Origin of the sequence: Luteimonas sp. 3794, from assembly GCF_031456825.1 — a bacterium.
Classification (GTDB): domain Bacteria; phylum Pseudomonadota; class Gammaproteobacteria; order Xanthomonadales; family Xanthomonadaceae; genus Luteimonas.
Window position 1 is genome coordinate 696,256 of sequence record NZ_JAVDVJ010000001.1, and the last position, 13,912, is coordinate 710,167.

General features: G+C 67.3%; 10 protein-coding genes. 5 read left to right on the forward strand and 5 right to left on the reverse strand.

The features are described 5' to 3' along the window. Positions 1 to 71: 71 nt before the first annotated feature. Positions 72 to 2,738 (forward strand): TonB-dependent receptor, encoded by a 2,667-nt coding sequence (locus J2X52_RS03040; RefSeq protein WP_310148449.1) that lies wholly within the window; start codon positions 72 to 74, stop codon positions 2,736 to 2,738. A 123-nt stretch (positions 2,739 to 2,861) separates the two neighbouring features. On the opposite strand, the gene J2X52_RS03045 is transcribed toward J2X52_RS03040, so the two are convergent. Next, complete coding sequence (locus tag J2X52_RS03045; protein ID WP_310148452.1) at positions 2,862 to 3,704, reverse strand: SAM-dependent methyltransferase; 843 nt, start codon at positions 3,702 to 3,704, stop codon at positions 2,862 to 2,864. A 125-nt stretch (positions 3,705 to 3,829) separates the two neighbouring features. Between J2X52_RS03045 and J2X52_RS03050 the strand changes: the two genes are divergently transcribed. Together J2X52_RS03050 and J2X52_RS03055 are read left to right on the forward strand one after the other, a co-directional pair. Continuing rightward, positions 3,830 to 4,924 (forward strand): ABC transporter substrate-binding protein, encoded by a 1,095-nt coding sequence (locus tag J2X52_RS03050; RefSeq protein ID WP_310148455.1) that lies wholly within the window; start codon positions 3,830 to 3,832, stop codon positions 4,922 to 4,924. Between the two features lie 264 nt (positions 4,925 to 5,188). Beyond that, positions 5,189 to 5,899 (forward strand): outer membrane beta-barrel protein, encoded by a 711-nt coding sequence (locus J2X52_RS03055; protein ID WP_310148457.1) that lies wholly within the window; start codon positions 5,189 to 5,191, stop codon positions 5,897 to 5,899. 410 nt (positions 5,900 to 6,309) lie between these two features. On the opposite strand, the gene J2X52_RS03060 is transcribed toward J2X52_RS03055, so the two are convergent. Next, a complete protein-coding gene (locus J2X52_RS03060; RefSeq protein WP_310148459.1) occupies positions 6,310 to 6,663 on the reverse strand; it encodes an RcnB family protein in 354 nt (117 codons plus the stop codon). A 153-nt stretch (positions 6,664 to 6,816) separates the two neighbouring features. Between J2X52_RS03060 and J2X52_RS03065 the strand changes: the two genes are divergently transcribed. Next, the gene (locus tag J2X52_RS03065) at positions 6,817 to 7,911 is read left to right on the forward strand and encodes a crosslink repair DNA glycosylase YcaQ family protein (protein WP_310148463.1); all 1,095 of its coding nucleotides are present in this window, start codon (positions 6,817 to 6,819) and stop codon (positions 7,909 to 7,911) included. A 43-nt stretch (positions 7,912 to 7,954) separates the two neighbouring features. On the opposite strand, the gene J2X52_RS03070 is transcribed toward J2X52_RS03065, so the two are convergent. Both J2X52_RS03070 and J2X52_RS03075 read right to left on the reverse strand, forming a co-directional pair. Next, on the reverse strand, positions 7,955 to 8,674 hold the full coding sequence (locus J2X52_RS03070) for an alpha/beta fold hydrolase (protein WP_310148466.1): 720 nt from the start codon (positions 8,672 to 8,674) through the stop codon (positions 7,955 to 7,957). A gap of 165 nt (positions 8,675 to 8,839) precedes the next feature. Continuing rightward, positions 8,840 to 9,622, reverse strand: coding sequence for a transglutaminase family protein (locus J2X52_RS03075; protein WP_310148467.1), 783 nt, complete (start codon positions 9,620 to 9,622; stop codon positions 8,840 to 8,842). A gap of 117 nt (positions 9,623 to 9,739) precedes the next feature. Between J2X52_RS03075 and J2X52_RS03080 the strand changes: the two genes are divergently transcribed. Continuing rightward, entirely contained in the window at positions 9,740 to 10,960 is a 1,221-nt protein-coding gene (locus J2X52_RS03080; RefSeq protein ID WP_310148470.1) for a GAF domain-containing protein, read from the forward strand. A 48-nt stretch (positions 10,961 to 11,008) separates the two neighbouring features. Here the strand turns inward: J2X52_RS03080 and J2X52_RS03085 are convergent, their stop codons facing one another. After that, a complete protein-coding gene (locus tag J2X52_RS03085) occupies positions 11,009 to 13,723 on the reverse strand; it encodes a TonB-dependent receptor (RefSeq protein WP_310148474.1) in 2,715 nt (904 codons plus the stop codon). Positions 13,724 to 13,912: the final 189 nt, after the last annotated feature.

Here is a 13,912-nt window from a genome sequence, read left to right on the forward strand (position 1 = left end):
ACCGAAAGTCGCAGCCCTCGCGTGTACCCGCATGCATCCAAACGCTTCGAAACTCCCTGGGGAGGGAACACATGGATCGACTTCGCCGGTCGCGGCTGCGCCTCGCGCTCACGCCGCTCGCCTTTGCCACGATGGCCTTCAGCGCTGCTGCGCAGGACACCGCCACCCAGACCGCACCGCCCGCGAACGATGAGGCGTCGACGCTCGACGCGGTGATCGTGACGGTCGAGCGCCGCGAGCAGGATCTGCAGAAGTACGCGGGCACCGCGCAGGCGATCTCCGGGGACGACGCCCGCGCACTCGGCATCAACAACGAGCTGCGCAACATCCAGGCGGTGGTGCCGGGCCTGAGCATGTCCAACCAGGAAGGCAACCTGGAGATCTTCATCCGTGGCGTGGGCTCGGCCAACAACACCGAACTGGGCGATCCTGGCGCGGCGCCGCACATCAACGGCGCCTACATCGCGCGTCCGCGCGGTCTGGGCGGCATGTTCTACGACATCGAACGTGTCGAGATCAACAAAGGGCCGCAGGGCACGCTGCGCGGGCGCAATGCGCTTGCCGGCTCGCTCAACATCGTGACCAAGCGGCCGGACCTCGAACAGTTCGGCGGCTACGTGCAGCTCGAAGCCGGCAACCGCGATCACCAGGCGGGCGAGTTCGCGATCAACCTGCCGCTCGGCGGCTGGGCGGCGCTGCGCCTGGCCGGTTACAGCGTCGAGAAGGACAGCTCCTTCCGCAACGCGGGCGATCCACGCCTCGATCCGGCCGGTATCCAGGACGAGAAGGGCGGGCGCGTGTCGTTCCTCTACCAGCCCGACGACAAGCTCAGCGTGTTCGCGATGGCGGACATGGGCAAGGAGGGTGGCACCGGCTATCCGGGCGCGAACATCTGGAGCGCGGCCTGCGGCAGCCCCGATCCCGAGACCTGCCCCAACAGCCCCGGCCTTTCGCCCGACGATCTCGATTTGCGCAATGTCGTCTATCGCGGCACGCAGGGCACGCTCGACAGCACCAACTGGGGTGCGCTGGCCAACGTGAGCTACGACTTCGGCCCGATCGTCGCCGAATACAACACCAGCTACCGCGATGTGGACTACCGCCAGACCAATGCCGCCAGCGAAGGCGTTATGTGGCCGGGCCGCGACGTCAGTCCGCGTGGGCCGGGCAACCCCGACGGTTTCGATTACGACAATTTCTCCACCCAGTACTGGGAGACGCTGTCGCAGTCCACGACCCACGAGCTGCGGCTGTCCTCGGCCGGTGACGGTCGCTTCCAGTGGACCGGCGGCGCCTTCCACTTCAACGAGGACCAGCAGGTCGGTTACCTCTCGCTGACCGACAAGGGCACCTGGTTCTCCGGCACCGAGTTCACGATGCCGAAGGTCAATGGTCGCTCCACTGCGCTGTTCGCCGACGGCACCTTCGAGGTCAACGACCGCACCCGCCTGAAGGCCGGCGTGCGCCGCACCCGCGAAGCCAAGTCGCGCTACGGCATCGGCGGCAACTGGGCGCTGGGCCTGCCGGGCGTGGGTGGCGACTTCTCGACGCGTCTGGGCACCGAAGGCTTCGCACCCGCCTTCATGAAGCGCCCGAACTTCGACGTGACCGGCCTGACCTCGGACGCGGACAAGGCGCGCTTCCTGCTGGAGGGCATCCTGCGCCATGGCCAGCGCGACACGATCGCCGACCAGATCGGCGGCGTGGCCGCCGGAGGCGACTTCGGCTGTGTCGACCGGCCCGACATCGGCGGCGACACGATCGACTGCCCGTACCAGGAGTGGGTGCAGGTCAACTCGATCCCGTCCCAGCAGTTCGGCGAAAGCCGTTTCCAGTTCAACGACTGGCGCACCGGCCTCGAGTTCGACCTGACCGACGACCACATGCTCTACGCCACGGTGTCCACCGGTCACAAGTCCGGTGGCTTCAATGACACCTTCGACGTCGACGTGATCCCCGAGACCTTCAGCCCGGAGTCGATCAAGGCCTACGAGATCGGCAGCAAGATGAGTCATCGCTGGTTCGGACGCCCGGGCACATTCAACGTCAGCGCGTTCTACTACGACTACACCGACCAGGTGTTCCAGGACCTGGCAGTGATCTCGCTCAATCAGGACAACGAGCCGGCCGGTTACTCGCTGGTCAACCGCAATATCGGCCGTTCGGCGATCTACGGCATCGAGGCCGAGAGCGTGACGCGCTTTGGCGCCGGCTTCATGCTGCATATCAATGCGCTGGCGCTCGACAGCGAGATCAAGGAAGGCGTTGTCGGCGACGCACGCAGCCAGAACTACGCTTTCGGCGGTGTGACCTCACGGATCGACCTCAGCGGCAACGAGCTGCCGCTGGCGTCGCGATTCACCGGCAACGTGCGCCTGCAGCACTTCAGCGAGCTGCCGTTCGGCTCTCTCGACTGGCAGCTGCTGGCGTCCTACCGCTCGGCCTACTACCTCACCCAGTACAACAACCGGGATGTGGTGTACGTGGGTGAGGGCGGGGCTTTCGTGCGCCAGGAAACCGCGGCCGTTGCCGGCTTCCCGGATCGCCAGCGCGGCGAGGTCACGCTCAACGCGGGCATCGGCATCACCTCGCTCGACGGTCGCTGGCGCTACGAACTCTATGGCAGCAACCTGCTCGACAATGATGTCTCGCAAAAGGCGCTGGTGGGCTCGCGGCTCAACATACGTTTCCTCAACGATGCGCGCGCCTACGGCATGCGGGTGCGCTACCAGTTCTGATCAAAACGGCGGGCCCTGAAGGCCCGCCGGACATGCAGCACGAACAGGCCACCGGGTGCCCGCGCATCCGGTGGTTTTTTTTGGGCATGCGGGTGCGCGAGTGCGACCCCGTCGCGCTTCGCGTCAGCGCTTGACCGCCAGCACGCCATCGAGCGCGAGCTCGGTCTTCAGTCCGGCTTTCTCCAGCCGCCGCGCGACTTCGCGCGGTACGTCGCGTCCGCTGGTCAGGCGGTTCGGCGCGCCGGTGTAGTGGAACAGCCGGCCACCGCGGCGCAGCACGCGGGTCAGATGATCGTAGAAGACCTGCGAATACAGCTCGCCGGCAATGCCGAAACGCGGCGGGTCGTGCAGCACCGCGTCGACGCTGGCATCGGCGATGTCGACGATCGCCTGCGAGATGTCGGCGTGTGTGAGCTGCAGGCGGCCGCCGATTTCGGCAGCATCCGGATCCGGTGACCACGGATTGAGCGTGCGCAGCCACAGCACGTCCTCGTTCTTCTCGAACGAGCGGATCTGTGCGACGCCCGATTCGAGACAGCAGGCGGCGAAATAGCCGAGGCCGCCGCAGGTGTCGAGTACCGTCTTGCCGCGCGGGGCGACCAGCGCGACCTTCTGGCGCGCGTCCTCGATCGGGGAGATCCGCGCCGAGACCAGCATCTTGATGCCGTCGATCTCGAACGTCGGTGGCCCCCAGTGTGTGGGCACCAGCTTGATCAGCGAGCGCCCGTAGCGCGAGATCGCGGTCCACGCGTCGCCGTCCAGTACATAGACGGTGCGATCCTTCAGCGGCTCCGGCCACGGATACGCATGGCCGCGCCACGACCAGTGGTCTTCAGCGAGGGTCACGCTGTCGACGCTGTGTCCCAGATCGAGCGAGCCGGTCCATTCGCGCGCGCCGGCGCGGAAGGCGGCGCGCATCGCCTCGGCGGTGTCGCAGGTCAGCAGGGGGCCGGTGGCGTGGGGCATCACGGGTCGGGGACGATTCGGGCGGGCATCGTAACCGGTCCGCGTCGGACCGCTGTCCGATTGCTTCCGCTTCGACGAGAATCGCGGCTCCGGACGGATTCCGTCCACGCTTCGGAAGTCGTCGCATGCGCATTGCCGCTTTGAGCCTGGCCGTCTCGGCCGGATTGCTGGTGTCGGGTTGTGGCTTCAACGTGTCGGGATCCGGCGATGGCGACCGCGCCGCGACGACTGGGCAGAGGGAACCGGACACCGGCGCACTGGCGATCGACGGCGAAGTGGCCGGCGAGATCACCTCATCGAGCGGCGTCAACTACAGCGACGGCAGCCGGTACCAGCGCTTCTCGCTGCCGCTGGCCGAAGACCAGGCGGTGTCGCTGTCGCTGGAAGGCCCACTCGCCGGCACGCTGGCGGTATTCGACGGTGACCAGCTCATCGCGCGCGGCGACGGTCCGGGCCTGGCGTTCCGCGCGAAAGCGGCGGGCGACTATGTGGTGGCGGTCAACGGTCGCGGCGCGGATGCCTACGGCCCCTTCCGCCTGGCCGCGAACGCCATCGAGGCCTACGACGGCAAGCCGCTGGTGGGCGAGGGCGAGATCGTGGACTGGCTCACGGGCAGTGCGAAGGACTACACGCTGCAGGTCGAGCGGCCGGGTCTGTATACGATCACGCTGGCATCGGGCGCGTTCGACGCGATGCTGCGCGTGCGTGGGCCGAATGTCGAAGCGGAGAACGACGACAGTGGCGGCGGCACCGATGCGATGCTGCGCCTGTTCCTCGAACCGGGTGCCTATACCTTGAATGCCGCCGCCCTCGAAGATGCAGGCCGCGGCGACTTCACCCTGGCCGTCCGCTATGCGCCGGTGCCGGGCGGGATGGTCATGCAGGACGGCACTGCGCTGGTGTCGGGACAGGTGGCGATCTCGCGGGTCGAGGGCGGCGGCGGTCGCCGCTTCGTGCTCGACGTGCCGGATGCGGCCCGGGTGAGCGTCGAAGCGCGCTCCGACGAGTTCGACACCGTGCTCCATGTCGACGGCCCGGGTGGCACGTTCGAGGATGACGACGGTGGAACAGGGACCAACTCGCGTCTGTCGACGCAGCTCGCGGCCGGCCGCTACATCGTGCGTGTCGAGAGTCTGGGCAGCCGACCGGGGATGTTCGAGGTCGAGGCGCGTATCGACGGCGTGGATGCACCAGGTGCTGGCGCTGTGACTGCGCCCTGAACCGTCGGAGACATTCGCGTGCGCGCCACGCGTGACCGTGCGTTCTGACCGCCGTGATCGCGCGCGGTTCCTCGTCGCCGTAAACGCAGCTTGAATGCATCGGCCTTGATTACGTGCATCGCGCGTGAAGGTTTGTGTGCGCTTCAGCCTCGGAGGTCTCTACTGCGGCCCGCGACGTCCACTTGGCGTCGCGGAATTTCCCCCGCAGACGCGCGATCTGTCCACCGGACCGTGGCGTCCAAGACCAAGAAAAGGAAGGCCCCGATGAAGAAGCTCCTGATTCCCGCCGCGATCGCGGCTGCGCTGTGCGCACCCACCGCCTTCGCCCAGAGCATGGGCGGCGATACCTATCGTCCCGACCTGCAGGTCGGTGAAGGCAACGCTTTCATTGCCGGCAACGTCGGCCGCACCGACGGCGGCACGGCCGGTCGTTTCGGTACCGGCGACTTCAACGTGTTCGAAAGCCGCGAAGGCCGCAAGACCGGCTATGGCCTGGTCGGCGGTTACCGCTGGAAGCTCGCGCCGAGCTTCGGCCTTGGCGTCGAGGGCGGTTACACGGACCTGGGCAACATCGAGGTCCGCAACGTCAACAACAGCGACGACGTGAACCAGCGCGCCGACCGCAATGCCCTGCGTGGCTGGCAGGTCGGTGGTAACGCGCGTTGGAACGTGGCGCCGGCGTGGTACGTCAGCGGCCGTGGCGGTTTCTTCCGCGCGTCCGATAACAACGTCGATTACTACAACTCGGTCGGCCAGGATCTCGGCCTCGAGAGCGGCGGCAGCGATGGCCGCAACAGCTGGTACGCCGGCGTCGGCACCGGCTGGAACGCCACCGAGAACTTCAGCATCGGTGTGCACTACGACTACTACCGTGCGAAGTCCGGCGACGTGCGTGATCCGGTCTCCGGTGTGCGCTTCGAAGGCCCAAAGCGCTCGACCGCGCTGCTCGGTCTGACGGCCGAATACGCGTTCTGATCCACTCGACACATGCGTAACAAAACGGGCGCCTCAGGGCGCCCGTTTTTTTTTGTCGGATTCCGTCGTCATGCAGACGAATCACAATGCGGGTGCTGCACACGGCAAGCGTCATGGACGTTGCATGTTTCACGCATACGCCGCGGCAGGAATGCTCTCTCCGCCGGCCTCCCCGATGCACTGGAAGCCCATCTCGCACGTCCACGGCATGCCTCGCGCTATCGAGTGGCGCGGTGCTAGACGACGCACGGCGGGATCGACCGGTCATGGCACCGTGTGCAGCCGGCTCCACAGGCTTCGTCGCCGAGAGATGACGAGCGGCGCTGTCTCCGGGCGCTCCAGCCATGGCGCCCGCCCGGCCCGTGACCAGAACGCGCGCCGGCCGGGTCAGGCCGACGCTCGCCGGATTGTCAGCGCGAAAGCGCCTCGAGGATCATGCCGGTGGCGGCCTCGATCAGCAGGTATTGGTCGTCGTTCTGGCGCACCCATCGCTGCCCGTCGCGCGGCGCATGCAGGCGCTGCGCCCGGTAATCGTCGACGTAATAACGGCGATCGAGTTCCGCCAAGGGCAGGCGATCACCGCGACGCCATGCCTGCTTCTCCCAGCCCGGGGGCGTGCGGTCATGGCCCTGGCGCCCATGCGGCGTCCCGGCATGCGCGGGCGGGCCTTTGCCCTGGGCGTGGCGCGGGGGATCGGCGAACGCGTTGGTGCTGATAAGCACCAATGCGGACAGGGTGGCTGCAAATGCGATTGGGTAGCGCATGCGTGGGACTCCTGGAGGGGGGTGATGCGAAGACACTAGGCCCCGATTCGTGAACGCCAGAGCACGTATCCCGGGCATACCGGTCGAAGCCGTGCGGCGGGGGCATGGCAGCGTGTGCGGGCTTACCGACACGGCGACTGGCATCATGCGGCCATGCCGCCGCTGACCCTCGATCATCTGCGCCGCCACGCAGTGACGCGCTCGCTGTTCAAGCCGACCACGCTGATGCGCGCGGTCACGAAGCTGGGCTTCGTGCAGGCCGATCCGATTCGCGCGCCGGCGCGTGCGCAGGATCTGACGTTGCGCCATCGGGTCGTCGACTATCGCGCCGGCGACCTGGAACGGCGCTACCCACGGCTGGCGCTGGAAGAGGATTTCTTCGTCAACTACGGCTTCCTGCCGCGCGCCACCCAGGCACTGATGCATCCGCGCGTCGCGCGCGAGGACTGGACGCCGGCGCGTTGGCGACAGGCGCATGCGGTCCGCGACTTCATCGCCGAACGTGGCGCGGTGCATCCGCGCGAGGTCGACGCGCACTTCGCCCACGGCAAGGTCAGCAACTGGTTCGGCGGCTCCTCGAATGCCAGCACGCAACTGCTCGACGGCATGCACTACCGCGGTCTGCTGCGCGTTGCGCGGCGTGACGGCGGCACGCGGGTCTATGCACTGCGCGAGCAGGACGCGACGGGGCTGGACGCGGACGAGATCGACCGGCGCCTGGATCTCATGCTCGATCTGCTGGTGCGCAAGTACGCGCCGCTGCCTGCAGCCAGCCTGCGCCAGCTGATGTCGTATCTCGGACGCGGGGTGCCGCAATGGCACGCCGCGCGCGCCGCGACACTTGCACGTTCGCGCGCGCGGCTGGATGGCTCACGCATCGAGGGTGTCGACTGGATCTGGCCGGCAGACGAGTCGCCGCGGAGTCGCCGCTGGCGCCCCGATGCCGAGGTCCGCCTGCTGACACCGTTCGACCCCGTGGTCTGGGACCGGCGTCGCTTCGAACTGCTGTGGGACTGGCGCTATCGCTTCGAGGCCTATACGCCTGCGCCGAAACGCACACTCGGTTATTACGCGCTGCCGCTGTTGTGGGGCGATCGTGTGATCGGCTGGGGCAATGTGTCGGTCGTCGGCGGCGCGTTGGACGCGCACTTGGGTTACGTCGAAGGCAAGGCACCGCGCGATGCGGCGTTCCGCGATGGACTCGATGCCGAACTCGCGCGCATGCGGGTGTTTCTCGGTTTGTCGTGACGCGTGTGACGCAGCGTGCGCCGCGTCGCACGCATGCATCGCGCTACTGGATCAGATTGACCTGCAGCACCGCGGTGTCGGTCAGCAGGCCGAAGTGTCCGGTGGCGATCGTGTGACTCGCGTTCTCGCCGGGCAACGTGGAGCTGTGCACGCCGCCGACCGTGCACAGCCCGCCGTAGCAGACGATCTGGTCGATCCATGATTTGATCGAGTAGGTCTTCATGCCGAGCGGTTTGCCGGCCAGTGATGCCAGCAACGGGCTGTTGACCGACAGGCCCTGCGCGCCAAGGGTCGACGTGACGACATTCCAGGGATACGTCCCGCAACTCCAGAGGCCGCGATGCGCACCGGCGATGCCCACGAAGCTGGCGACCTCGTTGGCGAGGCGGTAGTTGACGATCTGCTTGGCCGCAAGCGTCACGCCCATCGAGTGTCCGATGACGTCGATCCTGCCGGTGCACGAACGCGCGATCGCCTCGACCAGCGCGTCGAGTACGGGCGTCTCCTCGCTGCCGCTGTGATCGTTGCACGCCGCGCAGGTCTTGCTGCCCCAGTTCGGCCGCAGGATCTCGAAATCGGTCCAGCCGCGGGCGCGCAGTTCCACGTAGGTATTGTCGAACTGCGCGGGCGTGCCGGCATTGCCGTGCACCAGCACCACCGCATCGCGGCAGGCGGCCTGCGCGGCCGAGGCGCATGTGACAACGAACAGGATCAGCAGCAGTCGCAGCAGCCGCGCACTGCGGCGATCGGACACTCGGAACATCGGACATCTCCCACGGCCCGCGGGCCGCACACAGGTGGCGCGGCCGACGGCGTCAGTCGCGATCCGGCCGCGTGGGGAGATGGCCAGTGGCCGGATGTCAGCACGTGCGCGCCGCGCGCGGCATTGGACCTTCGGCCAGTCGTGACGCCCTGCGTGTTTGGGCGGTCAGGGCTTCTCGCCGACCCAGACCTGCATTTCGACCGTCTGCAGCAGGCCGTAGTTGGTCAGAAACGCCACGTCTGCCGCATCGCGTCCGTAGGCGACGACGATGCGCCCGCCGCGGGGCGCCGACTGGGTCGCGTCGAACGTGTACCAGCGGCCATCGAGGTAGGCCTCGAACCAGGCATGCAGGTCCATCGGCTCCAGGCCGTGGAGATAGCCGACCACCATGCGCGCGGGAATGCGCAGGCTGCGGCACAGGGTGATGCCGACGTGCGCATAGTCGCGGCACACGCCGGCGCCGTGCGCCATCGTGTCGAAGGCATCGGTGGTGGCGTCGCTGACGCCGTAGCGGTATTCGATGTGGCGGCGGATCCAGGCGACGATCGCGCCGACCTGGCCGGCGCGCGGGCCAGCCTCGTCGACAATCTGCTGGGCGCGCTCGAAGGCACGGTCGCTCGGGCAGTAGCGGCTGGGCAGCAGGTACTGCAGGGCGTGATCCGGCAGCGAGGCCGGCGCCATCGGCGCGCTCCAGGGCGCGACCGCGATGTCGCGTTCGGTCTCGACTTCGAGTTCGGTGCGGATGCGCATACGCCCGCTGTGGACGACGAAACGCTGGCACAGGTTGCCGAAGGAATCGACGAACTCGGTGGGGCGCACGTCGGGATCGAAGGCGTAGTGCTCGCTGACCAGCCACTGGGCATCGCCACTGCGGGGACGGAGCATCGCCACGACGGCGCAATCGACCTCCGCTTCGACGACGAGTTCGCAACCGGCCAGCAGGCGCATCGTGCATCCAGGAAGGGGAAAGGCGCAGCGTGGGCGCTGACGCGTGTAGCGGATGTCGCGGTGGCGGCACCGGACCCGCCAGCGTAGGCTGGCGCATCCCTGTCGGCTGCCGGTCTTATGGACGTTCCGAACCAGGTGCAGCGTGATATCGATGCAATCACCCGCATTGCCGCTGTGCCGAAAATCCTCGAAGTCATCACCCGCACCACCGGCCTGCGCTTCGCCGCGGTTGCGCGGGTGACCGATAGCCGCTGGATTGCCTGCGCGGTGCGCGACGAGGTGGCGTTCGGCCTGCAGGCTGGCGGCGAGCTGGAACTGCGGACGACCATCTGCGACGAGATCCGCCAGCATCGCCAGCCGGTGGTGTTCGGCCATGCCAGCACGAATCCGGAGTTCGCCGAGCACCACACGCCACGCCTCTACGGTCTGGAAAGCTACATTTCGGTGCCGATCCATCGGGCCAGCGGCGCGTTCTTCGGCACGCTGTGCGCGATCGATCCCCTGCCGTCCCGGGTGGAAGCGCCGGAAACCCTGCAGATGATGGAGCTGTTCGCCGAACTCATCGGCGAACAGCTCGAGAGCGACGAGCGCTATGCGCTCAGCCAGGCCGCGTTGCATACCGCGCTGGACGTGGCAAAGCTGCGCGAGCGCTTCATTAACGAGGTCAGCGACGATCTCAAGGAACCGATCCAGGCGCTGGTCATGGACGCCTATCTGATCAAGACCACGCCGGGACTCGATGCCGATACCCGCGAGCGCGTCGCGGCGATGGAGGCCAATCTCTGGCGGATGGCGGCGCTGGTGGGCGGCATCGCCGATTTCGCGCACGACAAGCTGGTCCCGGTCGCGCCCCTGGTGCGGACCCCAGCGGCGACGCTGGCCGCTGAGTTGCAACGTGTGCTGTCGCAGGTCGTGAGCGCCTATCCGCAGCGCGTCCTGGTGACGGCCGTGCGGATCGATGCTGATGTCGATTGCGACCCCGCGCGTCTGGGTCAGCTGCTGGTGAATCTGGCGCTCAACGTGCTCCGGCACGTCGTTGCGGACGCGGCCGTGTCGATCGAGGCGACGACCACGGCCGGCAGCCTGATACTTGCCGTTGAAGCGCCCGGGCTGGTGTTGTCGGACGAGGACCTCGGCCGCGTGGCCGACACGTCCGCGGCCCCGGGCGGCCCGACTCGCGGGCCGCGCGCCTGGGATTTCTTCATCGCCGGCGAGATCGCCTGTGCCCATGCGGGCCGGCTTGCGGTCACGCCGACGCCCGGTGGTAGCCGGCTGGCGTTCGCGATGCCGCTGCAGGCCATGCACCCCACCGCACGCGCCACGCTCGCCAGCGCCTGACGCTCGTGTCGCGGCATCGATCAATGCCGCGACACGGCGCCACGTCCGTCACAGCCGGAAGCGGACACCCAGCATGTACGTGCGCTCCGGCGACGCGCGGTCGCGCAGGAACTCCGGGCTGCCGAAGTAGTTGTGGGTCTTGCTGCCGAGCAGATTGGTCGCTTCCATGAACACCGTGATGTTGTCGTCCATCGCGTAGTTCAACGCGAGGTCGACGAACTTCTCCGGCCCGTGAAACACCTCGGATGGCTGATCGCCCGATGCGCTGAAGCTCACCGCGTAGTCGTCGCGCCAGTTGTAGGCCAGCCGCGCGGAGAAGGCCTCGTACTCGTACATCAGCACCGCGTTCCAGGCGCGCCGTGACACGTTCGCCAGCGGCTGCATCACCCCTTCTGGCGATTCGGCTTCCGCATCGATCCACGTCGCGTTCAACTGCGTGCCAAGACCCGAGAGCGCGCCGGGCAGGAAATCGTAGAACTGCGTGTAACCGACCTCGACGCCGCGCAGCGTGCCGCTGCCGGTATTGCGCGGACGCGTGATCTGGTACGTGGTGCCGTCGATGCGTTCGTCTTCGGCGTAGATCTGTACGTAGCCGTCGACATCGCGATGGAAGGCCGCCAGCGACAGCAGCGCGTTGTCCTGGAAATACCACTCCAGCGATGCATCGAAGTTCTTCGATTCCACCGGCGCCAGATCCGGATTGCCGCCGCTGCCACGTGCGGGCAGGGTGTCGGTGGATTCAAACAGTGCCAGCTGCGGATTGAGGTCGGCGAACTGCGGCAGGGACACCGACTGGCTGTGCGACACACGCAGCATCAGGTCTTCGCGCAGCGAGAGGTTTGCGCTGAAGCTCGGCAGCCAATCGGTGCGTACGCTGGTGTTCTGCACCGGCGTCTCCACGCCGTCCACCAGCGAGGTGCCGTTGAGCGCGCGCTCCAGCCGTACATGGCGTACGCCCAGGCGGCCATCGACGGGAATCGAGCCCAGCGTGAAACCGTAGTTCGCCTGCACATAGGCAGCGTCGTTGTCTTCGCGGTTGTCGAAGTACATCGCCGGGTTCGCACCAGGACGTTCCGGCGACTGGCCCATCGCCTGGCGGATCAGCGCGGTGTTGCCGAGCAGGAAGTCGCGGTTCGCGCCCACCCAGCGATGGATGCCGACATCACGATCGCCATCGAGGATGTTGCCCGGCGAGAGTTGCGACAGGCCCGGGATATCGGACATCCGGATCGCCGCGCCGCTGAGGTTGTCCTGGGCACCCGGGTCGCCCCCGATGTTGGAGGCCTGGCGTCGTGCGAGCCGAACGCCGGCATCGATCGAACTGACGATGCCGCTGTCGAACGCGAAGTTGGCATCGCCGCGCCATGCCCATTCGTCGCCCTCCTGGCGGCTCCAGCTGTCGTAGTACTGGCTGAGCAGATACGCGGAAGGATCGGTGACATCAATGGCACTGCCGTCGGCGTTGGTCGCCGACGTGAACGGCACACCGTCGCTGCTGTCGACAATCAGGCGCGGCACGGTCGTGATGGCGTCGAGCACCATCGAACGGTTGTCGGATTCGCTGTAGGTGTAGGCCAGTTCTGTCGACAGCTTCAGCCGCTCGCCTTTCCAGCTGCCGCCCAGCGCGGCCTGCCAGGTGTCGGAGCTGTTCTCGTGCGCCTGCGTGCTCGACAGCACGTCGCTGTCGCGCAGTTCGATCCGTTGCAGGATGTCGGTGCCGGGACGGGTGGACAGCGCTTCGGTGTTCTGCGGCGACAGCGATCCCGGGAAGGGCATCCAGTAATTCACGCGCGGACGGTTGCGGTAGCCGGTGTAGAAACCGTCGGCCCAGAGTTCGGTGCGTTCGCTCGGCTGCCACTGGAATGCGACATTGGCCGCCTTGCGTCGACGCAGGCCCTGCGCCTGCAGATTGCCGGCGTTGTAGGGCACCAGGATCTGCCGCGACGGGTCGAGTGGATTCTCGACACGGTCGTAGGTGCCGTGGAAGGTATTGGATTCGAGATACGGTGTTTCCTGGTACGACACCGCGCCCAGCACGCCCATGCGGCCGACACCCGTGTCCCACTGCGTGCTGCCGGTCAGGCTGCCGTTGGTCGCGGTTTCGCGCGCCTGGTCGGCATACAGCGACGACACGCTGCCGGCGACGGTGCTGTCGTCCTCGAAATCGAACGGACGGCGCAGGCGGATGTCGACCGCGCCGGCGATGCCGCCTTCGATCTGCTCGGCGCCGCTGGTCTTGTAGACGTCGACCTGCTGCAGCTGGTCGGCGGGAATGTCGGCCAGCGCGACGCCGCGCCCGGTCGTGGTGAAGATGTTGCGGCCGTTGAGCGTGGTCACCACGTTCGGCAGGCCGCGCACCAGGACCGTGCCGACCTCGGCGCCGCCGCGTGCGACCTGCACGCCGGTGATGCGCTGCATCGCTGCGGCGACGCTGTTGTCGGGCAGCTTGCCGATGTCTTCGGCGACGATGGAATCGGTGATCTGCGGCGAGGCGCGTTTGGCATCGAGCGCGCCGGCGACGCTGGCACGGACGCCGCGGACCTGCACGGCATCGAGTGTGTCGACGCTGGCGTCTTCGGTTGCAGGCGCGTTGGATGGCGTGTCAGCGTCGGCCGGTGTGCAACCGGGGATCGGCGCATCGGGATCACAGACAGGTGCAGGCGAAGTCTGTGCAAACACAGGCGTGGCGAGAATCGCAGCGGCGAGTGTGGCCATCGCCATGCGGTGGCTGGTGCGGGCGTGGGGATCGGGAGCGGACGTCATCGTGCGGAAGGAGCCTCTGTGGTGCGGAATGTCGAGACGGGCTGGACACATTCGCGTGCAGGAGACGTCGAACCGCGCGCGGAACACGCGCCGCCGGACACCACCGGCAGCCATGCCACCTCGCCCTTGATCGCGCCTGTTCAGGCGCGGTCGCGGATTAGAGCAACGCGAACCTTAGCGTTGTGTTTC

Excerpts from the sequence above, each read along its gene's own strand:
- J2X52_RS03040 (WP_310148449.1), top strand. The coding sequence starts at position 72 with ATGGATCGACTTCGCCGGTCGCGGCTGCGCCTCGCGCTCACGCCGCTC.
- J2X52_RS03075 (WP_310148467.1), bottom strand. The coding sequence starts at position 9,622 with ATGCGCCTGCTGGCCGGTTGCGAACTCGTCGTCGAAGCGGAGGTCGAT.
- J2X52_RS03085 (WP_310148474.1), bottom strand. The coding sequence starts at position 13,723 with ATGACGTCCGCTCCCGATCCCCACGCCCGCACCAGCCACCGCATGGCG.
- J2X52_RS03050 (WP_310148455.1), top strand. The coding sequence starts at position 3,830 with ATGCGCATTGCCGCTTTGAGCCTGGCCGTCTCGGCCGGATTGCTGGTG.
- J2X52_RS03045 (WP_310148452.1), bottom strand. The coding sequence starts at position 3,704 with ATGCCCCACGCCACCGGCCCCCTGCTGACCTGCGACACCGCCGAGGCG.
- J2X52_RS03065 (WP_310148463.1), top strand. The coding sequence starts at position 6,817 with ATGCCGCCGCTGACCCTCGATCATCTGCGCCGCCACGCAGTGACGCGC.
- J2X52_RS03070 (WP_310148466.1), bottom strand. The coding sequence starts at position 8,674 with ATGTTCCGAGTGTCCGATCGCCGCAGTGCGCGGCTGCTGCGACTGCTG.
- J2X52_RS03060 (WP_310148459.1), bottom strand. The coding sequence starts at position 6,663 with ATGCGCTACCCAATCGCATTTGCAGCCACCCTGTCCGCATTGGTGCTT.
- J2X52_RS03055 (WP_310148457.1), top strand. The coding sequence starts at position 5,189 with ATGAAGAAGCTCCTGATTCCCGCCGCGATCGCGGCTGCGCTGTGCGCA.
- J2X52_RS03080 (WP_310148470.1), top strand. The coding sequence starts at position 9,740 with ATGGACGTTCCGAACCAGGTGCAGCGTGATATCGATGCAATCACCCGC.